At 64.5% G+C, this 21,081-nt stretch carries 17 protein-coding genes; 7 read left to right on the top strand and 10 right to left on the bottom strand.

The annotated features are described in order from the left end of the window. Positions 1-13 precede the first annotated feature (13 nt). From XH80_RS08350 to XH80_RS08335, 4 genes are all read right to left on the bottom strand, one after another. The gene (locus XH80_RS08350) at positions 14-3,163 is read right to left on the bottom strand and encodes an efflux RND transporter permease subunit (RefSeq protein ID WP_271598183.1); all 3,150 of its coding nucleotides are present in this window, start codon (positions 3,161-3,163) and stop codon (positions 14-16) included. Then, complete coding sequence (locus tag XH80_RS08345; protein WP_220005777.1) at positions 3,163-4,092, bottom strand: efflux RND transporter periplasmic adaptor subunit; 930 nt, start codon at positions 4,090-4,092, stop codon at positions 3,163-3,165. The genes XH80_RS08350 and XH80_RS08345 overlap by 1 nt, the downstream gene beginning before the upstream one ends. Positions 4,093-4,230: 138 nt before the next feature. Continuing rightward, a complete protein-coding gene (locus tag XH80_RS08340) occupies positions 4,231-4,896 on the bottom strand; it encodes an OmpA family protein (protein ID WP_271598182.1) in 666 nt (221 codons plus the stop codon). A 142-nt stretch (positions 4,897-5,038) separates the two neighbouring features. Continuing rightward, positions 5,039-6,556 carry a caspase family protein gene (locus XH80_RS08335; protein WP_271598181.1) on the bottom strand — a complete coding sequence of 506 codons (1,518 nt, stop codon included), beginning with the start codon at positions 6,554-6,556 and terminating at the stop codon, positions 5,039-5,041. A 365-nt stretch (positions 6,557-6,921) separates the two neighbouring features. Between XH80_RS08335 and XH80_RS08330 the strand changes: the two genes are divergently transcribed. After that, entirely contained in the window at positions 6,922-7,740 is an 819-nt protein-coding gene (locus tag XH80_RS08330; protein WP_271598180.1) for an N-acyl homoserine lactonase family protein, read from the top strand. Between the two features lie 121 nt (positions 7,741-7,861). Here XH80_RS08330 and XH80_RS08325 read toward each other — a convergent pair whose 3' ends face one another. After that, on the bottom strand, positions 7,862-8,404 hold the full coding sequence (locus XH80_RS08325; RefSeq protein ID WP_271598179.1) for a MarR family winged helix-turn-helix transcriptional regulator: 543 nt from the start codon (positions 8,402-8,404) through the stop codon (positions 7,862-7,864). Positions 8,405-8,514: 110 nt separating this feature from the next. On the opposite strand from XH80_RS08325, the gene XH80_RS08320 reads away from it, so the two are divergent. From XH80_RS08320 to fahA, 5 genes are all read left to right on the top strand, one after another. Beyond that, a complete protein-coding gene (locus XH80_RS08320) occupies positions 8,515-10,131 on the top strand; it encodes an FAD-dependent oxidoreductase (RefSeq protein ID WP_271598178.1) in 1,617 nt (538 codons plus the stop codon). Between the two features lie 8 nt (positions 10,132-10,139). Further along, on the top strand, positions 10,140-10,367 hold the full coding sequence (locus XH80_RS08315; RefSeq protein ID WP_271598177.1) for a DUF2783 domain-containing protein: 228 nt from the start codon (positions 10,140-10,142) through the stop codon (positions 10,365-10,367). Between the two features lie 18 nt (positions 10,368-10,385). Beyond that, positions 10,386-11,342: an MBL fold metallo-hydrolase gene (locus XH80_RS08310; protein WP_271598176.1), complete on the top strand. Its 957-nt coding sequence runs from the start codon at positions 10,386-10,388 to the stop codon at positions 11,340-11,342. A 2-nt stretch (positions 11,343-11,344) separates the two neighbouring features. Continuing rightward, positions 11,345-12,691: a homogentisate 1,2-dioxygenase gene (hmgA, locus tag XH80_RS08305; RefSeq protein ID WP_271598175.1), complete on the top strand. Its 1,347-nt coding sequence runs from the start codon at positions 11,345-11,347 to the stop codon at positions 12,689-12,691. A gap of 147 nt (positions 12,692-12,838) precedes the next feature. Further along, entirely contained in the window at positions 12,839-14,110 is a 1,272-nt protein-coding gene (gene fahA / locus XH80_RS08300) for a fumarylacetoacetase (RefSeq protein WP_271598174.1), read from the top strand. Positions 14,111-14,203: 93 nt separating this feature from the next. On the opposite strand, the gene XH80_RS08295 is transcribed toward fahA, so the two are convergent. Both XH80_RS08295 and XH80_RS08290 read right to left on the bottom strand, forming a co-directional pair. Continuing rightward, positions 14,204-14,515 (bottom strand): DUF1272 domain-containing protein, encoded by a 312-nt coding sequence (locus tag XH80_RS08295; protein ID WP_271598173.1) that lies wholly within the window; start codon positions 14,513-14,515, stop codon positions 14,204-14,206. A 73-nt stretch (positions 14,516-14,588) separates the two neighbouring features. Beyond that, positions 14,589-15,068 (bottom strand): Lrp/AsnC family transcriptional regulator, encoded by a 480-nt coding sequence (locus tag XH80_RS08290; RefSeq protein ID WP_057743490.1) that lies wholly within the window; start codon positions 15,066-15,068, stop codon positions 14,589-14,591. Positions 15,069-15,189: 121 nt separating this feature from the next. Here XH80_RS08290 and hppD point away from each other — a divergent pair, with 121 nt between their 5' ends. Continuing rightward, a complete protein-coding gene (hppD, locus tag XH80_RS08285; RefSeq protein ID WP_271598172.1) occupies positions 15,190-16,308 on the top strand; it encodes a 4-hydroxyphenylpyruvate dioxygenase in 1,119 nt (372 codons plus the stop codon). Between the two features lie 126 nt (positions 16,309-16,434). On the opposite strand, the gene XH80_RS08280 is transcribed toward hppD, so the two are convergent. The 3 genes from XH80_RS08280 to XH80_RS08270 all read right to left on the bottom strand — a co-directional run bounded on the left by XH80_RS08280 (position 16,435) and on the right by XH80_RS08270 (position 21,032). Further along, positions 16,435-17,541, bottom strand: coding sequence for a CaiB/BaiF CoA transferase family protein (locus XH80_RS08280; RefSeq protein WP_271598171.1), 1,107 nt, complete (start codon positions 17,539-17,541; stop codon positions 16,435-16,437). 209 nt (positions 17,542-17,750) lie between these two features. Further along, complete coding sequence (locus tag XH80_RS08275; RefSeq protein WP_271598170.1) at positions 17,751-18,551, bottom strand: FAD binding domain-containing protein; 801 nt, start codon at positions 18,549-18,551, stop codon at positions 17,751-17,753. Positions 18,552-18,689: 138 nt separating this feature from the next. Next, positions 18,690-21,032 carry a xanthine dehydrogenase family protein molybdopterin-binding subunit gene (locus XH80_RS08270; protein WP_271598169.1) on the bottom strand — a complete coding sequence of 781 codons (2,343 nt, stop codon included), beginning with the start codon at positions 21,030-21,032 and terminating at the stop codon, positions 18,690-18,692. Positions 21,033-21,081 lie beyond the last annotated feature (49 nt).

Here is a 21,081-nt window from a genome sequence, read left to right as displayed (position 1 = left end):
CGGAGCGCCGCCGCTACTCCGCGGCCGGATGCACAACGCTCTTCGGCATTGGCGGCGCCTCCGCCGGCGTGGTGCCGTGATGATCCCCCGACTCTGCATCCGCACTGTGCACGATCAGCCGCTTGCCGAAACGCCAGATCAGCGCGCCGATGTCGTCCATCACCATGAACATCGCGGGCACGAATACCAGCGACAGGATGGTCGAAAAGATCAAGCCGCCGATCACCGCGAGCGCCATCGGCGAGCGGAACTCGCCGCCGGCGCCGACCGCGAGCGCGCTCGGCATCATGCCGGCGGCCATCGCGATCGTGGTCATCACGATCGGACGGGCCCGCTTCATGCCGGCGTCGATCATCGCCTCTTCGCGCGGCTTGCCGCCGTGGATGGATTCGATGGCGAATTCCACCAGCATGATCGCGTTCTTGGTGACAATTCCCATCAGCATCAGGATGCCGATCCAGACCGGCGTCGTGAGCTGCTTGCCGGTGACGAGCAGCGCTGCGATCGCGCCGCCGATCGAGAGCGGCAGCGAGAACAGGATGGTGATCGGCTGCAGGAAAGTGCCGAACAACAGCACCAGCACCGCATAGACCATCATCAGGCCTGCGGTGATGGCGGTGGCAAAGCCGTCGGAGAGCTCGTTGAGGCTTTCGGCGTCGCCGGAGGGGGAGACCTTCACGCCCTTCGGCAAACTCTTCATGACCGGCAGTTCGTAGATCTTCTTGGTGGCATCGCCGAGCGCTGCGGAGCCGACGAGGTCGGCCGCGACGGTGGCCTGCCGCTCGCGGTCGTAGCGGTTGATGCTGGTCGGGCCCTGGTCGAGCTTGACGTCGGCGATGACTGCGAGCGGCACGCCGCCCTTCTCGCCGTGCTCACCGAGCGGAACACGCAGTTGCTCGAGCGTCTTGAGATTGCCGCGGGCGGCATCCTCGAGCTGCACGCGGATCGGCACCAGGCGGTCGCCGACGTCGAACTTTGCGAGCGCCGGACCGACGTCGCCGATGGTCGCGACACGGATGGTCTGCGACAGGCTTTCGGTCGAGACGCCGAGCCGCGCGGCAAGATCGGCACGCGGCTCGATGCGCAGCTCCGGACGTTCCAGCGAGGTTTCCGAGATGACGTCGGAGATGGTCGGAATCCGCTTCATCTGCGTCGCAAGCTCGCTGGCGACGTTGTTGACGATATTGGGGTCGACACCGGTCACCACCAGCGAGATCGCGCGCAGGCCGTTCTCGTCCAGGAACCAGAAGCGGATATCAGGGACGTTCTCCAGCTCCTGGCTGATCGAAAATTCGAGCTCGCGCTGGGTGATCTTGCGGTCGTTCTTCGGTGTGTAATTGATGATCAGAGAGGCGCGCCGGACTTCCTGCGTGCCCGGTGGAACGCGTCCGCCGTCAACGAAGATGCTCTTCACCTCGGGCCGCTGGCGCAGACGCGCGACGATGTCCTCGGTGACTTTCTCGGTATAGGCGAGCTGCGTGCCCGGAGGCAGTTCGAGGGCCAGCAGCGAGCGGGCGCTGTCCTGCGCCGGCAGGAAGCCCTGCGGCAGCAGCGTGATGCTCCAGATCGAGGCCGCGAAGATGCCGAAGCCGATCAGCACGGTGATGAAATAGTGCTTCACGGACCACGAGACGATGCTGTGATAGGTGCGCAGGATGCGGCCGGGCGGCGGCTCTTCGTGATGGCCGTGCTTGAGGAAATAGGCCGCCAGCATCGGCGTGACGAAGCGTGCCGCGAGCAGCGAGAAGAACACCTGCACCGAGACGGTGATGCCGAACTGCTTGAAGAACTGCCCGGCGATACCGGACATGAAGCTCGCGGGCGCGAAGATCGCGATAATGGTCAGCGAGATCGCGATCACGGCGAGGCCGATCTCGTCGGCGGCTTCCAGCGCGGCGCGGTAGGGCGATTTGCCCATGTTCATGTGCCGCACGATATTCTCGATCTCGACGATGGCGTCGTCGACCAGGATGCCTGTCGACAGCGTGATGGCGAGGAAGCTGACGAGGTTGAGCGAGAAGCCGAGGATGTCCATCGCCCAGAACGCCGGGAAGATCGACAGTGGCAGCGAGACCGCCGCGATGATGGTGGCGCGCAAATCGCGCAAGAACAGCAGCACGATGACGACGGCGAGGATGGCGCCCTCGAACAAGGTCGAGATCGCCGCTTCGTAATTGCCGTTGGTGTAGTCGACGGAGGTGTCGATCAGCTTGAGATCGACATCGGGATAGGCGGCCTTGAGCGCGTCGATGCGCTTCTGCACGGCTTCGGCGACCTTCACGTCGCTGGCACCCTTGGAGCGCTTGATGCCGAGCGCGACCACCGGCTCGCCGTTGAAGCGGGCGAAGGTGCGACGATCCGCGATGGTGTCGGTCACGGTGCCGAGATCGTCCAGGCGCACCTCGCCGCCGCCGAACAGCGGGACCATGGTGCCGGTGAGGTCGCTGAGCGTCTTGGCGCCGGCTAGCGTCCGGATCGCCTGGTCGTTCTTGCCGATCTCGGCGCGGCCGCCGGCAACATCGACATTGGTGCCGCGCAGGCTCTGGCTGACATTGACGGCCGTCAGCCCCATCGCCTGCAGGCGATCGGGATCGAGCGAGACCAGGATTTCGCGCTCGACACCGCCGATGCGCTCGACCTGCGCGACCCCGCGCACGCCTTGCAGCGCGCGCTTGACCACGTCATCGACGAAATAAGACAGCTGCTCCGGCGTCTTGCCCGGCGAGATGGCGGCATAGGTGACGATCGGCAAGCCGATCACGTCGACGCGCTGGATCAGCGGCTCGGTGACGTTCTGCGGCAGGTTCGAGCGCACGCGCGTCACCGCGTCCTTGACGTCGTTGAGGGCGCGATCGGTGTTGGTTTCCAGCGCGAACTGGATGGTGGTGACCGACACGCCGTCGGTAATCGAGGAGGTGATGTGCCTGACGCCCTCGACGCCGGAGACGGCGTCTTCAACCGTCTTGGTAACTTGAGATTCGAGCTCTGCCGGTGCGGCGCCGAACTGCGAGACGGCGACCGAGATGACGGGAATGTCGGCGGAAGGCAGCCGGGTGATGGCGAGCTTGGTGAAGGAGGTCCAGCCGAGGATCAGAAGGATGATCGAGAAGACCACCGACGGCAGCGGATTGCGGATCGACCATGCCGAGATATTGAGAGCCATTAGCGTACCCGCGTGCGATCGAGTTCATCGGCGAACATGGTCTTGATCTGGTCGCCGTCATGCAGCGAAGAGCCGGCGTCGGCGACGACGATCTCGCCGACCTCGACCCCGTCGAGGATTTCCGTTTGGCTGTCGGATGTCAGCCCGACGCGCACCCTTCGCGTCTCGACGACATTGCCTTTGACCACCTGCACGGTGAGATGGTCGATCGCGGTCTTGGGAACCGCGACGCCGCAGCTTCGCTTGGCGTCGATGGAGGCGCGGGCAAACACGCCGACCTTCAGCGAGGGATTATTGGCGACGCTGATGCGGACGCGGCCGAGCTGCGTGGCGCGGTCGATCTCGGGCGCGACCAGGCGGACCCGGCCGATCAGATCGGCAGCGTCGTCCCGGCTGATCCGCACCGTCGCGCCGGTGCTGAGCTTGGGCATGTGCACTGCCGGGACCTGCGCGTCCAGCTCGATCTCATTGTTGACGGCGATGCGGAACATCGGTCCCGCCTGCGGCGAGGCCGGCGCACCCACGATGGTGCGCACTTCCGTGATGAGACCCGGCGCCGGCGCCTTCAGGGAGATTGGACCCTGCGGCCCCGGCCGTTGCGGCTGGCCGGGGATCTGCGGCGGCGCCGTCAGCCGCGCCAGCTCCTGATTTTCGGTGACGATGGTGCCTTCGGTGACGAACAGGTCGGTGACCTTCGATCCCTCCTGATCGGCCATGACCACGGCCTCGCGCCGCGGCACGAAGAAGCCGGTCACGCGCACGAGGTCGGAGAAGCAGGCATTGGTCGACTTCGTGACGATGACGAGCGCCTCGCCCGGCGTCTCCTTCGCCTCGGGGCGATGCCGATGCTCGAACCAGTAATAGCCGACGCCGAGCACAAGAATGAACGCCGCGGTTCCTGCAGGCTTGAGATATTCGGAGATGTTCATCGCCGGATCATCCTGGCCTGGTTCGGGGTTGTCGGGAACGAATCCCTGAAACGAAGCGGCGTCCCGCAGGGCTGCGGGACGCGCGCTGGGACCAATAGTTTACACCACATCAGGACTTGTCGCCTTCAACCGATTGCGTCACTTCGATGCGGTGGTCTTGTTTTCCATATTGACGACCTGCACGCGCCGGTTCACCTCGGCCAGCGGCTGGCTCGGATCCTTCAGCTTGCTCTTGCCATAGCCGACGGTGACGAGGTCGGTGGCGGCGATGCTGTACTTCTCGACCAGATAGCGCTTGATCGAATCCGCGCGGCGTTCCGACAGATCCTGATTGTAGGCTTCGCCGCCGGCGGCGTCGGTGTGGCCTGCGACCACGAAGGTCGAGCCCTTGAGCTCGGGGCTGGTCAGCGCACGGCCAAGCGCCTGCACCGAAGGCAGCGACTTGGCGCTGATATCGGCCGAGTTGTAGTCGAAGGTGATTTCGAGATCGATATTCGGCTTGTCCTTGGCGGCGGTCGCGATCTCCTCGCGCTCGGTCGAGGAGAGCGAGCGCGTGGCGCGGCCGCGGACGGACTGGATCAACTTGGTCTCCGCCGCGCTCGGGACGGGATCCGCCTGCGGGCCGATCGAAAGGCCGCGGGTCAGGGGCTTTTTCGGCGGCGGCGCCAGGGCGCGGACAATCTCGTCCTCGGTGACGTTCTTGCTGTTGCCGTCGTCGCCGGCGAAGGCGGGCGGGAGCGATAGCACGGCACCGAGGGCGACGATGGACAGGATTGCGGTCAGTCCTCTTGCGGCCAAATTCATTATCTGTCCCTCCTGCGCGAGCCCGCGCGGTTCCAAAATTTCTGCAAGTGGCCCACGGCCAGGTCGCCTGCGGCATTCATTCGGTTAGTCTTGGCCGGGGCGCCAGGGTTCGAGGCGCCGTCCGTCCGAAATCAAAAAAATATCAACGCACTCCGTAACTTGCGAATTCCTGCACGATGTTCGGATCCATCGCCTTGGCATTGGCGATGTCGAGCGAGCCTTCCTGGGTCGAGCCGTTGCGCTGCTTGGCCACGCCGCGGCCGTAAAGCGAGGAGGTCAGGCGCGGGTTGATCTTCAAGGCGGCGTCGAAATCGGCGATGGCGTTCTTCACCGCGCCCGATTTGAGGTTCACCAGCCCGCGGCTATCCAGTGCATCGACGAAATTCGGCCGCAGCCGCAGCGCCTCGTTGCAGTCCTTCAGCGCGCCCTGGAGATCGCCGACCACGGTGCGGGTCCAGCAGCGATTGTTCAGGGCCTCGACGTCCTTCGAATTGATCCGCAGCGTGTCGTCGAAATCCTTGATGGCGAGGGTGTAGGCTCCCTTGCTGGCATAGACCTGGCCGCGCCGGTACAGCGCATTCACGTCGTCAGGATTGGCGGCGATCTTGGCCGTCAGGCTTTTGATGGTGGGGTCTTCCTGCAGTGCGGCCGCGCTCGGGCCGCCGTCCGCATTTGCCGGCGGAGCGGGCTCGGCCGGTTTGACCGGCGGTGGCGGCGGAGGCAGCGCGGCGTCCACTTGCGGTTTCGGCGAGGGCGGCGGCGGTGATGGAGGTGCCGGCGGCGCCGGCGGATTATTCGCAGCCACAGGGGCAGGCGGAGCGGGCGGAGTCGGAGGCGGGTTGCTGGCAACAGGGGCCGGCGGCGGTGCGGGAGGCGCCGGCGGCGTTTCCGCCGGGCGCGATCCGCTCGCACCTGGAATGAACGAGAAATCCTCGGCAAGCGAGGACGAGATCCAGGGCACCTGCTCGCCGCGCGAGGCGCGGGTGACGCCCATCTTGGTGCGGTTCAGCGTTTCCTCGGCCATCAGGTCGGGGACGCGGATTTCCTTGAGCAGCTCCTGGACGAACAGGCTGTGGTCGCCGCCGGCATCCGACACCACGGACGCCAGTGCGGCCGAATACATCACGAGCGTGCCGTTCGGCGCGATCACCGGCGTCAGGCCGGCCGAGAAGCTGCGGAAGCGGCGCTCGAACGGGTTGCGCCTGGAGGCGTCGATCAGCGCGATCTTGACGCCGGCGCCGCGGGTGTTGAGCTCGCCCAGGATGGCCTCGATGCTGAACCCGTCGCGGCGGACATCGGACTCGGTCCAGATCTGTGCATCGACCGGGATCAGGTAGCTCTGGCGCGCCGACTGGATGCCGAACCCGCTGTAGAATACCAGCGCCACCGCGCCCGGCTTGATCTTGCCATAGAGCTTGTCGAAGGCGCGGCGCATGGCGTCACCGGTGAGGTTCTCGCCGACCTCGACCGTAAAACCGTCACGCTTGAGCTCGTCGGCGACGTCACGGGCGTCGTTGATCGGCTCCTTCAGCGGGCTGTCGGCATCGGGATATTTGGCATTGCCGATCACCAGCGCGAAGCGGTCGCCGGCCGCATGCGACGCAGCGGTCGGGACCAACAAGACAAGCAATGGCAGAAGAAAAAGGAAGCGAGTTTTCATAATCAGCGCGGTCCAGCCAAAAAGGCGCCGTTCCCAGCTTGCGCCGCGGCGACCTTAACTTACGCAAAGGGCATTATCAAACCGGGGAGCGGGGGCGTCAACCGCTTGGAGAGTCTGCACTATCGCGACAATTGAGCGCGAGGCGCAGGCCGGCGGCGAGGGGAATTTTTCGACGATCAGGGCTCTCCTCGACGCAAGCTCGTTCAGGGTTCCGAATGCCATGTTAGGCCGGCACTCGCGACGAAAATGTGATTGGTCTCACATTGCTGCCGGGTTCGCTGCAACCGCGCGGTTTGACCTTTGCGGCCGGCGATGGCTTGGTGCGCCGAGGTCCACTCAGAAAAGCAAAAGCCGGGATCACAGCCATGAGCAAGCGAGAGGGAAACGCCTACGAAATCTACGCCTTGCGCTATGCGACGATGTCGCCGCGCACCCCCAGCATGAATTTTCTGGCGCCGGATCCGCATGACAGCGCGGCACAGGACCTCGACTACTTCGTTTGGCTGATCCGAAGGGACGGCCGCGATATCCTGGTCGATACCGGCTTCAATGCCGAGGAAGCGTCCTTGCGCGCGCGAAAACTGACGCTCGATCCGGTCGATGCGCTGGAGCGCTTCGGCGTCGCGGCGGCCGCCATCCGCGACATCATCGTGACGCATCTGCATTACGACCATGCCGGCAATCTCGATCGCTTTCCCAACGCGCGCTTCCACCTCCAGGAGCGCGAGATGGCTTACGCGACCGGCCGCTGCATGTGTAACGGACTGCTGCGTCATCCGTTCTCGGTCGAGCACGTCACCCAGATGGTGCGCCATGTCTATGGGGAGCGCGTCACCTTCCATTCCGGCGACGGCGAGGTCGCGCCCGGCGTGACCGTGCACCGCGTCGGCGGCCATTCCGATGGCTTGCAGGTGGTCAAGGTCGAGACCGCGCGCGGCCCGGTGGTGCTGGCGTCGGATGCAGCGCATTATTACGCCAATCTGCAGCGCAGGAGCCCGTTCCCGATCGTCTACAATGTCGGCGACATGGCGGCCGGCTGGGAGACGATCGAACGCCTCGCCGGGCATCCCGATCGCTACATTCCCGGTCACGATCCTGTTGTGACCGAGATCTATCCGCGCGCGAGCGACAAGGTCGACGCCTGGTCGCTGCATCTGCCGCCGACGCGGTCGTTTGCGAAGTGACGGTGCAGACGTCATTCCGGGGCGCCGCAACGCGGCGAACCCGGAATCCATCGCGCCACCGGTTACGTAGATAAATGGATTCCGGGTTCGCGCTGCGCGCGCCCCGGAATGACAGCGTTGCCTAATACGCCTGCTTGGCGTCAGCCTCTTCGCTGGTCTGGATCAAATCGAGGCTCTCCTCGATCTTGCCGAGCAGCGCCGAGAGCTGCTTGCGCTCCTGCGCGGAGAGGCAGGCCAAAATCTCGTCCTCGCGTCGCAGCAGCTGCGGGAACAGCTCCTCGTAGAGCGTGCGGCCCCTCTTGGTCAGTCGCAGGCGAAATTCGCGGCGGTCGGCTTCGTTCTCGACCCGCTCGATCAGGCCGTCTTGCAAGAGCGTGGTCACCGCGCGGCTGATGGTCGATTTATGCGTGCGAGTACATTGCGAGATGAATTGCGCGCTGCAGGCATCGTTGCGGAAGCCAAGCGTGGCGATCACGCGCCAGGCCGGGATGTCGAGGCCGTGACGTTCCTGATATTCCACCGCGAGCGCGGAGCTGACCTCCGCGGCAAGCCGGTTGAGGCGGAACGGCACGAACTTGAACAGATCGAGCCGCGATCTCGGCGGTGGGGAAGCCTCGCCGGCTTCTCTCGTCTTCAGCGCGATGTCGCTTGATGTCCTCGCCAAGGAGAGCGCTCCGAATTCCAGTTGACGGCCGGCCGGCTCCGGTCCAAAATAGTTGCACGTGAGACTATCTAGCAGATCAGTGCTCTCCTGACCAGAGCCGAGGTTAGTGTATGGCGCCAGCCAATACGCATCAGGCCAAAATCCAATTCGGCTATCGCCGCCACCCCGACCAGGACCGTCCCGGCCAAAGCGCGGCCGAGCATCCGGTCGTGGTCGTCGGGGCTGGCCCGGTCGGCCTGTCGCTCGCCATCGATCTTGCCCAGCGCGGCCAGCGTGTCGTCCTGCTGGATGACGCCGATCGCATCGGCGAAGGCTCGCGCGCGATCTGCTTCTCGAAGCGTTCGCTGGAATATTGGGACCGGCTTGGCGTCGCCGACCGCATGGTCGACAAGGGCGTGGTGTGGAGCGTCGGCCGCATCTTTCACGGCGAGTCCCAGCTATATCAGTTCAACCTGTTGCCGGAAGACGGCCACAAGCGGCCGGCCTTCATCAACCTCCAGCAATATTACGCCGAAGCCTATCTGGTCGATCGCATCAGCGAGCTGCCTGCGATCGACCTGCGCTGGCGCAACAAGGTGACCGCACTCGAGCAGCGCAATGATTCCGCCTTGCTGACGATCGAGACGCCTGAAGGCGCCTATCGCTTGCAGGCGCAATATGTCGTCGCCTGCGACGGCGCGCGTTCATCGCTGCGGCAGATGGTCGGCGCGGAGTTTGGCGGACAGGTGTTCGAGGACCAGTTCCTGATCGCCGACGTCAAGATGACCGCGGCATTCCCGACCGAGCGCTGGTTCTGGTTCGATCCGCCGTTCCATGCCGGCCGCTCGGCGCTGCTGCACCGGCAGCCCGACGATGTCTGGCGCATCGATCTCCAGCTCAATCGCTACGCCGATCCTGTCGTCGAGAAGAAGCCCGAGAACGTGCGGCCGCGAATCGCGCGCATGCTCGGCCACGACAAGTTCGAGTTCGAATGGATCTCGCTCTACAAATTCCAGTGCCGGCGGATGGACCGCTTCATTCATGGCCGCGTGATCTTTGCCGGCGATTCCGCACATCAGGTCTCGCCCTTTGGCGCGCGCGGCGCGAACTCCGGGCTTGAAGACGCCGAAAATCTTTCCTGGAAGCTCGATCGTGTGCTGCGTGGTATTTCGCCGGCGAGCCTGCTCGAGAGCTATCATATCGAGCGCAGCCTGGCGGCCGACGAGAACATCCGCGAATCCACCCGCTCGACCGATTTCATGGCGCCGAACTCGCATCAGGAAGCGCGGCTGCACAAGGCGGTGCTGGCGCTGGCCAAGGAGACCGAGTTCGGCAAGCGCATGGTCAATGGCGGCCGGCTCTCGGTGCCGTGCAGCTACGACTCGCCGCTGTCATCGCCGGACGCGGATGCATGGGCCGGAGGGCCTCGTCCCGGCTGTTCCATGCTCGATGCTCCCGTGGGCGAGGAGGTCTACCTGACGGACGCGTTCCGGAAAGGTGGAACGGACTTCGCCTTGCTGTCGTTCAGCAATGGCGCGGCGTTCGATGCCCCCGACGGCGTCAAGGACATCCGCATCGGCGGGGTGGGCGGATTGGCCGATCCCGCGGGCCTCGTCGCCAGCCGCTATGACGCCGCGCCTGAAACGGCCTATCTGCTCAGGCCCGATGGCTATGTCGCGGCACGCTTCCGCCATCCGACGCGCGCTAGCGTCGCGGCGGCATTGTCGCGGGCTCAAGGCTTGAATTGAGGTTTGGCATGCCGCTATCAACCAGCTCCAACTTCGCGCGGCCTGACGATGCCTTTCGCGCCATCGTCGAAGCGCATCGCGGCCTTACTGAAGAGCAGAGCGCTGATTTCGACGCGGCGCTGGTGCTGATCCTCGCCAACCATATCGGCGATATCGATGTGCTGCGGGAAGCGCTGGTGCTGGCGAAACGCCGCATGATCGATGGCCAGCAGCAACAGCAACAGCAACAACAATAACTTCGTAAGGATGAATTGATGGCGAAGAACTTCGCATCCACCGGCGATCTCGCCGAAAAGAAGATCACCTTCTCCGAGATCGGCGCCGATCTCTATGCCTTCACCGCCGAGGGCGATCCGAACACCGCTGTGATCGTCGGCGACGATGGCTGCCTCGTGTTCGACGCGCAGGCAACGCCCGCGATGGCGAACAAGGTGATCGAACGCGTGCGCAAGGTGACGGACAAGCCGATCAAATATGTCGTGCTGTCGCATTATCACGCCGTGCGCGTGCTCGGGGCCTCCGCTTATCACGCGCAGGGCATCGTCGCCTCGCAGGAGACCTATCGGCTGATCGAGGAGCGCGGCCAGCAGGATTGGGATTCCGAATACGGCCGCTTCCCACGCCTGTTCCAGGACGCGGCCAGCATTCCCGGCCTGACCTGGCCGACGCTGACCTTCGAAGGCGAGATGTCGATCTATCTCGGCAAGCGCGAGGTGCGGCTGATGCAGCTCGGGGCCGGCCACACCTCCGGTGACATCGTCGCCTGGGTGCCGGATGCCGAGGTGATGTTCTCCGGCGACCTCATCGAATATCACTCGGCCTGCTATTGCGGCGATGCGCATTTGCGCGAATGGCCGCTGACGCTGAACGAGATCCGCAACTTCAATCCCAAGGCGATTGCGCCGGGCCGCGGCGATGCGCTGAAGGGCACCGCCACCGTGCGCGAGGCCATCGCGATGACGCGCGATTTCGTCACCTCGCTCTATGGCGCCGCCGAAATCTCGGTCGCGAAGGGACGCACGCTGAAGGAATCGATGGCGGCGACGCGCGAGGTCATGGATCCGAAATTTTCCAGCTTCGCCATCTACGAGCACTGCCTGCCGTTCAACGTCTCGCGCGCCTATGACGAAGCGTCGGGCATCGACGATCCCGTGATCTGGACCGACAAGCGCGACCAGGAAATGTGGGCCGCCCTGCAAGGAGGAGGATAGTCATGAACATCAATACCTCGCCTGATCAGATCGTCCGCAGCTCGGGGCAGGTGACGCCGGGCTACATGTCCGGCTTCGGCAACAGTTTTGAGACCGAGGCGCTGCCGGGCGCGTTGCCGATCGGGCGCAACTCGCCGCAGCGCTGCGCCTACGGGCTCTACGCCGAGCAGCTCTCGGGCTCACCCTTCACCGCGCCACGCGGCAGCAATGAGCGCTCCTGGCTCTATCGCATCCGCCCCTCGGTGAAGCATTCCGGCCGCTTCGAAAAGGTCGACGCCGGCCTGTGGCGCTCGGCGCCGTGCCACGAATACGATCTGCCGATCGCGCAATTGCGCTGGGACCCGACGCCGCTGCCGAAGGAGGAGGTCACCTTCCTCCAGGGCGTGCAGACCATGACCACAGCCGGCGACGTCAATACGCAGGCCGGCATGGCCGCGCATGTCTATCTCATCACCAAGTCGATGGTGGACCAGCATTTCTACAATGCCGACGGCGAGCTGATGTTCGTGCTCCAGCAGGGAAACTTGCGCCTCGTCACCGAATTCGGCCGCATCGATGCCGAGCCCGGCGAGATCGTGGTGATCCCCCGCGGCGTGAAATTCCGCGTCGAGATTCCGAACGGTCCGGCACGCGGCTATCTCTGCGAAAACTACGGCGGCGCGTTCACGCTGCCGGAGCGCGGGCCGATCGGCGCGAATTGCCTCGCCAATGCGCGCGACTTCCTCACGCCGGTCGCAAATTACGAGGACAAGGAGACGCCGACCGAGCTTTACGTGAAATGGGGCGGCTCGCTGTTCAAGACGCAGCTCGCCCATTCGCCGATCGACGTCGTGGCCTGGCACGGCAATTACGCGCCGTACAAATACGATCTGCGCGCCTTCTCGCCGGTCGGCGCGATCAGCTTCGATCATCCCGATCCCTCGATCTTCACGGTGCTGACCTCGCCATCGGAGACCCCTGGCACCGCGAACATCGATTTCGTCATCTTCCCGGAGCGCTGGATGGTCGCCGACAACACCTTCCGCCCGCCCTGGTATCACATGAACATCATGAGCGAGTTCATGGGCCTGATCTACGGCGTCTACGACGCCAAGCCGCAGGGCTTCGTCCCCGGCGGCATGAGCCTGCACAATTGCATGCTGCCGCACGGCCCCGATCGCGACGCCTTCGAGCACGCCAGCAATGGCGAATTGAAGCCGGTGAAGCTCACAGGCACCATGGCGTTCATGTTCGAGACCCGCTACCCGCAGCGCGTCACGGCCCATGCCGCGAAGTCGTCGACCCTCCAGGACGACTATGCCGATTGCTGGAAGGGGCTGGAAAAGCGGTTCGATCCGAACAGGCCGTAGTTACTTCGTCATTCCGGGATGCGCCGAAGGCGCGGGCCCGGAATCCATTGCACCACCGGTTACATGGATGAATGGATTCCGGGCTCGCGCTACGCGCGCCCCGGAACGACGGCGGAGAAACCGTCGAGTTATCCGGCAGGAAACCCAATGCCCCACCCCAATGACCCCACCCTCCGCTCATTCATCGACGTCGATCCTTCTTCCGACTTCCCAATCCAGAACCTGCCCTACGGCGTGTTCTCGACCCCTGGCAATCCAACGCCGCGCGTTGGCGTCGCCATCGGCGATTACGTGCTCGACCTCTGGGAGCTCGAGCAGGATTCGCGGCTCGATGTCGGAGCGCTTGGCGTCTTCTCCGGACCCTCGCTCAATCCATTTATGGCGCTGGGACCAAAGATCTGGACGAAGACTCGCGCGCGCATCAGCGAGCTGCTCCGTCACGATCATCCGGAGCTGCGCGACAATGAGGAGCTGCGCAGCCGAGCGCTGGTGCCGATGCGCGAGGCAAAGCTGCATCTGCCCTTCGCGGTCTCCGGCTACACCGATTTCTATTCCTCGAAGGAGCACGCCACCAATGTCGGCGTGATGTTCCGCGGCAAGGACAATGCACTGCAGCCGAACTGGCTGTACATGCCGATCGCTTATAATGGCCGCGCCTCCACAGTCGTGGTGTCAGGCACCAAGGTGAAGCGGCCGCGCGGGCAGTTGAAGCCGCCGAACGTGGAGGTGCCGAGCTTCGCACCCTGCAAGCGGCTCGATTTCGAGCTGGAAATGGGTGTCGTCATCGGCCAGCCGTCGCCGATGGGCGGCATGCTGACCGAGAGCCAGGCCGAGGAGATGATCTTCGGCTTCGTGCTGCTCAACGACTGGAGCGCGCGCGATATCCAGCAATGGGAATACGTGCCGCTCGGGCCGTTCCTGGCGAAAGCGTTTGCGACCTCGATCAGCCCTTGGGTGGTGACGCGCGAGGCGCTGGAGCCGTTCCGGCTGAAGGGGCCGGAGCAGCAGCCGGTGCCGCTGGATTATCTGAAGCAGGTGAGGCCGCAGAACTACGATATCGCGCTCGACGTCTCCTTGCGCACCGCCGGCGCCAATGCGCCGGCGAGCATCAGCCGCACCAGTTTCAAATACATGTACTGGTCCTCGGTGCAGCAGCTCATGCACCATGCTTCAAGCGGTTGTGCGATGAATGTCGGCGATCTCCTCGGCAGCGGCACCATCTCCGGCCCCGAGAAAAACCAGCGCGGCAGCCTTCTGGAGATCAGCTGGAACGGTACCGAGCCGGTGGAATTGCCCGGCGGCGCCAGGCGCGCGTTCCTGGAAGATGGCGACAGCCTCGTCATGCGCGGCTGGTGCCAGGGCAACGGCTATCGAATCGGCTTCGGTGAGGTCGAGGGGACGATTGTGCCGGCGGAATAGCCGCTGTCATTCCGGGGCACGCGAAGCGTGAACCCGGAATCTCGAGGTTCCGGGTTCGATGCTGCGCATCGCCCCGGAACGACGACCTCGGATTCACCGTTTCTCCGGCGGCACGTCGCGCACCCGCGCGCAATGCGCGGCGACGTCGTCCAGGCTGTACTTCAAATGCACCCGCTTGTCCGACGGCGCCTGCTTGCTGGTGCAGACGCCCGGCCGCCATTCCTGCGTCGGGCGGATCGGGCGCGGCGCAAAGCCGCCGCCGCAGTTCGGACAGACGTTGAACAGCTTTGTCTCGACGCAATCGGCGCAAAAGGTGCATTCATAGGAGCAGATCCGCGCGTCGGTGGCTGATGGCGGCAGGTCGCGGTCGCAATATTCGCAGTTCGGTCGCAGCTGAAGGGCCATGCTAAAGTCTCCCGGATCGATCTCGATCATCGCAGACCGCGCGGGAGCCGCGAATGGCGTAGTTCCCTCGATTTCAGCCAGCCTTCAAATCCTTCAGCGGCAGCTTTGAGCTCTCTTTCAGCCGGTCGAGCACGATCGAGGAGCGCACATGCGCCACGCTCTGGTGCGGCATCAGGACGTCATTGACAAGATTGGAGAGGCCCTTGAGGTCACGCAGCACGGCTTTCAGCACGTAGTCGGCATCGCCCGTGAGCGAATAGGCCTCCTGGATCTCGTCGATCCGGTTCACCAGCGCGCGGAAGCGCTTTGAATTGTCCGGCGAGTGGGTCGCAAGCCCGACCTGGATGAAGGCGATCACGCCGAAGCCGAGCGCCTCGCTGGAGAGGTCGGCGTGATAGCCCGCGATCACCTTCTCCTGCTCCAGCCGCATCCGCCGCCGCGAGCATTGCGAGGCCGAGAGGCCGGCCAGCTCGGCGAGCTCCTGGTTGGTGAGGCGGCCGTCATCCTGGAGCGCACCCAGGATCTTGAGGTCGAAGGCATCCACCGGAATCATGCGTCATTTGTCCATTTCGTGCACAGATCGTGCATAGGATAGCGAAAACGCGTTCCGTTTGCACGCTCATTGCGCGCCCCATGAAGGATAGTTCTACCCAGCAGCAATTGGGAGAACCGCAATGGGTCCGTTTCCGCACGATGCACCGCCGGCCACGATCACATCAGACAATCCGATGGGCACCGACGGGTTCGAGTTCGTCGAATATGCACATCCCGATCCCGAGCAGCTGCACGATCTGTTCAAGCTGATGGGCTATGCGCCGGTCGCGCGCCACAAGACCAGGAACATCACCGTCTATCGCCAGGGCGACATCAACTATCTCGTCAATGAGGAGCCCGGCACCCACGGTTACGAGTTCGTGGCCGCCCACGGCCCCTGCGCGCCGTCGATGGCGTTTCGCGTGGTCGATGCCAAGGCGGCCTATGACCGCGCGATTGCGCTCGGCGCCGAGCCGGCTGGCGTGACATCGGCGCAGAAGACGCTGGATGTGCCCGCGATCAAGGGCATTGGCGGCAGCCTGCTTTATTTCGTCGATCGCTACGGCGCCAAGGGCTCGGCCTATGATGCCGAGTTCGAATGGCTGGGTGCGCGCGATCCGCGGCCCCATGGTGCCGGCCTGTTCTATCTCGATCACCTCACCCACAACGTCCATCGCGGCCGCATGGATGTCTGGGCCGGCTTCTACGAAAAACTGTTCAACTTCCGCCAGATTCGTTTCTTCGACATCGAGGGCCGCGCCTCCGGCCTGTTCTCGCGTGCGCTGACCAGCCCTGATGGCAAGATCCGGATTCCGATCAACGAGGACGCCGGCGATTCCGGTCAGATCGAGGAATATCTGAAGACCTATCGTGGCGAAGGCATCCAGCACATCGCCTGCGGTTGCCGCGACATCTACAAAACCATCGAAGGCCTGCGCGAAGCCGGCCTGCCCTTCATGCCGTCGCCGCCCGCGACCTATTTCGAGAAGATCGATGCCCGCCTGCCCAAGCACGGTGAGGACGTCGCACGTCTGCAGAAGAACGGCATCCTGATCGACGGCGAAGGCGTGGTCGACGGCGGCCAGACCAAGGTGCTGCTGCAGATCTTCTCGGCCAACGCGATCGGCCCGATCTTCTTCGAGTTCATCCAGCGCAAGGGCGACGACGGCTTTGGCGAAGGCAATTTCAAGGCGCTGTTCGAGTCGATCGAGGAAGATCAGATCCGCCGCGGCGTGTTGAAGGTGGGGAACGCGGCGTAAGGACGCTGCCGCCACCCTACGCGACTGACCGTCATTCCGGGGCGCGCGTCAGCGCGAACCCGGAATCTCGATGTGACAATCTCCGGATTCCGGGTTCGCTCGCGACGCGAGCGCCCCGGAATGACGTCAGCCCTTCCACGCCCTCGTCACCGCCCCGATCGCCGCCACCTCCGGCTCGCGCACCGCCGACGGCGTACGCGAGAAGCGCGGCGCCGGTGCCGGCTGTTTCACGCCATGGCGCTCGATGAAGACGTTGCGGGCGACCATGTGCGGATGCGCGGTCGCTTCCGACATGGTCAACACAGGCGCAAAGCAGATGTCGGTGCCTTCCATGATCTTGCACCAGTCCTCGCGCGTCTTGCTCTTGAACACCGCTTTCAGCTTCTCCTTCAGCGCGGGCCAGGCCTTGGGGTCCATCTGTGCATCGAAGTCTGCATCGTTGAGGCCCGCATGCTGGCGCAGCAGCGCGTAGAATTGCGGCTCGATCGAGCCGATCGAGACGAAATGGCCGCAGGCGCATTCATAGACGCCGTAGAAGTGCGCGCCGCCATCGAGGAAATTGCGGTTGCGGCCTTCGGTCCAGCGTCCCAGTGTCTTCATGTCGAAGAAGAACGACATCAGCGAGGCTGCGCCATCGCACATCGCGGCGTCGACCACCTGGCCCTTGCCGGACTTTGATGCTTCCAGCAGCGCGGCGAGCACGCCGACGACGAGATAGAGCGCGCCGCCGCCGAAATCACCGACCAGGTTGAGCGGCGGCACCGGCGCCTCGTCAGTGCCGATCGCGGCGAGCGCGCCGGTGATCGAGATGTAGTTGATGTCGTGGCCGGCCGCGTTCGCCAGCGGGCCTTCCTGCCCCCAGCCGGTCATGCGGCCGTAGACCAGCCTTGGATTGCGCGCGAGCACGATGTCAGGACCGAGCCCGAGCCGCTCCATCACGCCAGGACGAAACCCTTCGACCAGCGCGTCGGCGCTGGCAAGCAGGTCGAGCACCTCAGCAATCGCCGCCTTGTCCTTGAGGTCGAGCTCGATCAGCTTGCGGCCGCGCCCCGCCACCGACTTCATGCTCTTCTTGGCGCCGACACGGTCGAGCGTGACGATTTCGGCGCCCATGTCGGCCAGCATCATGCAGGCGAACGGGCCGGGTCCGATGCCGGCGAATTCGACGATGCGGAAGCCCGCGAGCGGGCCGGTGGCGCGGACGGATGAGGTGGGAGCTGCTTTGTCGAGCACGTTGTTGTTTCCTCGGGTCGCGGGCGAATGCCGGTGATCCGGCAAACGCCTCTGACGTTGCTCTTGGTGGCGAGTTAATCGGCTGATTAACTTTTCTCGCCTTCCCGCCAGCGAGGCAAGCGGTTTTCATTCCGCATGGGCAAAATAAAACGGCGCGCACCGAAGTGCGCGCCGCGGAAAATTTGTGTCGAGACGCTGGCGCGGGATTATCAGCCCGCGGCAGTCACCGCGCGCTGCGCCATCACCTTGACGAGGTTGGCGCGGTACTCCGCCGTGCCGTGGATGTCGGCCAGCAGCCCGCTCGCGGGAATGCTGACGCTGTCGATCGCCGACGGCGACCAACTCGCCTTCAGCGCGGACTCGATCGCGCCAACCCGCATCACGCCGCTTTGCGAGGCGCCGGTCGCGGCAACGCGGATCTCGCCCGCTTTCGTCTGTGCGACGAAGACGGCGGTCAGCGCGAAGCGCGAGGCGGGATGCCGCATCTTGGCATAGCCTGCTTTGGTCGGAACCGGGAACGACACGGCGGTGATGATCTCGCCGTCTTCAAGCGCGGTCGTGAACAGGCCCTTGAAGAAATCGTCCGCCGCGATCGACCGCTTGTTGGTCTTCACGGTGGCGCCGAGCGCGAGCAGGGCGGCCGGGTAATCCGCGGCCGGATCGTTGTTGGCGATCGAGCCGCCGATCGTGCCGCGATAGCGCACGGCAGGGTCGCCGATCTGCGAAGCCAGATAGGCGAGCGCGGGGATCGCCTTCTTGGCGGCATCGCTGCTCGCCACATCGTAATGCGGCGTGGCCGCCTTGATGGTCAACGTGTCGCCCGAGGCCTCGACGCCGATCAATTCCTTGATCTTGGCGACGTCGATGACATCGGAAGGCCCCGCGAGGCGCTGCTTCATGACGGGCAGCAGCGTCTGGCCACCGGCAAGGAATTTCGCCTCGCTGCTCTTGCCGAACAGGCTGGCGGCCTCATCCACCGAGGAAGCGCGATGATAGGTTGTCTGATACATCTTGGTTGCTCCTGAAATCTTTTCTCTGTCATTCCGGGATGCGCCGAAGGCGCAGACCCGGAATCTCGAGGTTGAATTCGTGGCTCCAGATTCCGGGTTCGATGCTTCGCATCGCCCCGGAATGACGATGATGAGGTGTCAAGCCGCGTGGATCGTGCGCCACACCCTGTCCGGGGTTGCGGGCATTTCCAGGTTGTTCTTGCCGATCGCATCCGTGATCGCGTTGATCACGGCCGCGGAGGCGCCGATTGCGCCGGCCTCACCGCAACCCTTGATGCCCAGCGGATTGCCCGGGCACAGCGTCGTGGTGTGGGAGAGGTTGAAGGAGGGCACATCGTCGGCGCGCGGCATGGCGTAGTCCATGAACGAGGCCGTGACCGGCTGGCCGTTGGCATCGTACATGGCGTGCTCGAGCAAGGCCTGCCCGATGCCTTGAACCAGGCCGCCATGGACCTGGCCCTCGACGATCATCGGGTTGATCAGCCGGCCGAAATCGTCCGCCGCGACGAAGTTGACGAAGCTCGTCTTGCCCGTACCGGAATCGACCTCGAGCTCGCAGATATAGGTGCCGGCCGGGAAGGTGAAGTTGGAGGGGTCGTAGAAGGCGCTTTCCTTCAGGCCCGGCTCCATCCCGTCAGGCAGATTGTGCGCGGTGTAGGCCGCGAGCGCGACCATCGGCAGCGCGATCGCCTTGTCGGTGCCCGTCACCTTGAACTCGCCGTTCTCGATGACGATGTCGGCCTCCGAAGCCTCCAGCGCATGCGCGGCGATCTTCTTGGCCTTGGCTTCCATCTTCTCCATGGCCTTGAGGATCGCGGTGAGACCGACGGCCGCGGAACGCGAGCCATAGGTGCCCATGCCGAACTGCACCTTGTCGGTATCGCCGTGGACGATCGAGACCTGGCTGATGGGAATGCCGAGGCGGTCGGCGACGAGCTGACAGAATGTCGTCTCGTGGCCCTGGCCATGGCTGTGCGAGCCCGTCAGGATCTCGATGGTGCCGACCGGATTGACGCGCACTTCGGCCGATTCCCACAGGCCGACGCCGGCGCCAAGGCTGCCGACCGCCTTGGACGGCGCGATGCCGCAGGCCTCGATGTAGCAGGACAGGCCGATGCCGCGCAGCTTGCCGTCGGCTTTCGCCTTGGCCTTGCGCGCGGGGAAGCCGGCATAGTCGATCGCCTTCATCGCGGCGTCGAGCGAGGCGTTGAAGTCGCCGGTGTCATAGGCCATGATCACGGGCGTCTGGTGCGGGAACTGGGTGATGAAATTGTTCCTGCGCAACGCCGCCGGATCGACGTTCAGCTGCCGCGCCGCCGTCTCCATCATGCGTTCGACCAGATAGCTGGCCTCGGGACGGCCCGCGCCGCGATAAGCGTCGACCGGCGTGGTGTTGGTGTAGACGCCGATCACCTCGGCATGGATCTGCGGGATGTTGTACTGGCCCGACAGCAGCGTCGCGTAGAGATAGGTCGGCACGGCCGACGAGAACAGCGACATGTAGGCGCCGAAATTGGCGTAGGTCTTCACCTTCAAGCCGGTGATCTTGTTGTTGGCGTCGAACGCCATCTCGGCATGGGTGACGTGGTCGCGGCCATGCGCGTCGGTGAGGAAGGCCTCGGTGCGGTCGCTGGTCCACTTCACGGGGCGGCCGGTCTTCTTGGAGGCCCAGAGCGCCACCATCTCTTCCGGATAGATGTAGATCTTGGAGCCGAAGCCGCCGCCGACGTCGGGCGCGATGACGCGGAGCTTGTGCTCGGGCGCGATGTTGTAGAACGCGGACAGCACGAGCCGGGCGACATGCGGGTTCTGCGATGTCGTGTAGAGCGTGAAATGCTCCTCCGCGGCGTCGTAGCTGGCGACCGCCGAGCGCGGCTCCATCGGGTTCGGCGCCAGGCGATTGTTGGTGAGGTCCATCGTCACCACATTCGCGGCCTTGGCGAAGGCCGCATCCGTGGCGGCCTCGTCACCGATCACCCAGTCATAGACCTGATTGCCGGGGGCCTCGGGGTGGAGCTGCGGCGCGCCGGCCTTGATGGCGGCACGGACGTCGGCGACGACAGGGAGTTCCTCGTAATCGACGACGACGGCTTCCGCCGCGTCGCGCGCGAGGTTCTTGCTGTCGGCGATCACGACCGCGACGGCCTGACCGACGAAGCGCACGGTCTCCGGCGCCATCGCCGGCCATGCGCCCATCTTCATCGGGCTGCCGTCCTTGGAAGTGATGGCCCAGCCGCAGATGAGGTTGCCGACCTTGTCGTCGACGAGCTCTTGTCCGGTGAGAACGGCAACCACGCCCGGCAGCTTCAGCGCGGCGGACGCGTCGATCTTCTTCACCTTGGCGTGCGCGTGCGGGCTGCGGATGAAATGGGCATAGGTCATGCCCAGCAATTTGATGTCGTCGACGTACCGGCCCTTGCCGGTGATGAAACGCTTGTCTTCCTTGCGCACGACGCGCGCGCCGATGCCTTCAACACCCATGTCTGGTCCTCCCGACCGGAATTGCTGTGCCTGCGCTTTCCACCGAAAG

Source organism: Bradyrhizobium sp. CCBAU 45384, from assembly GCF_028128665.1.
In the GTDB taxonomy this organism is placed as follows: Bacteria; Pseudomonadota; Alphaproteobacteria; order Rhizobiales; family Xanthobacteraceae; genus Bradyrhizobium; species Bradyrhizobium manausense.
This window is presented reverse-complemented; position numbering and strand designations above follow the sequence as displayed.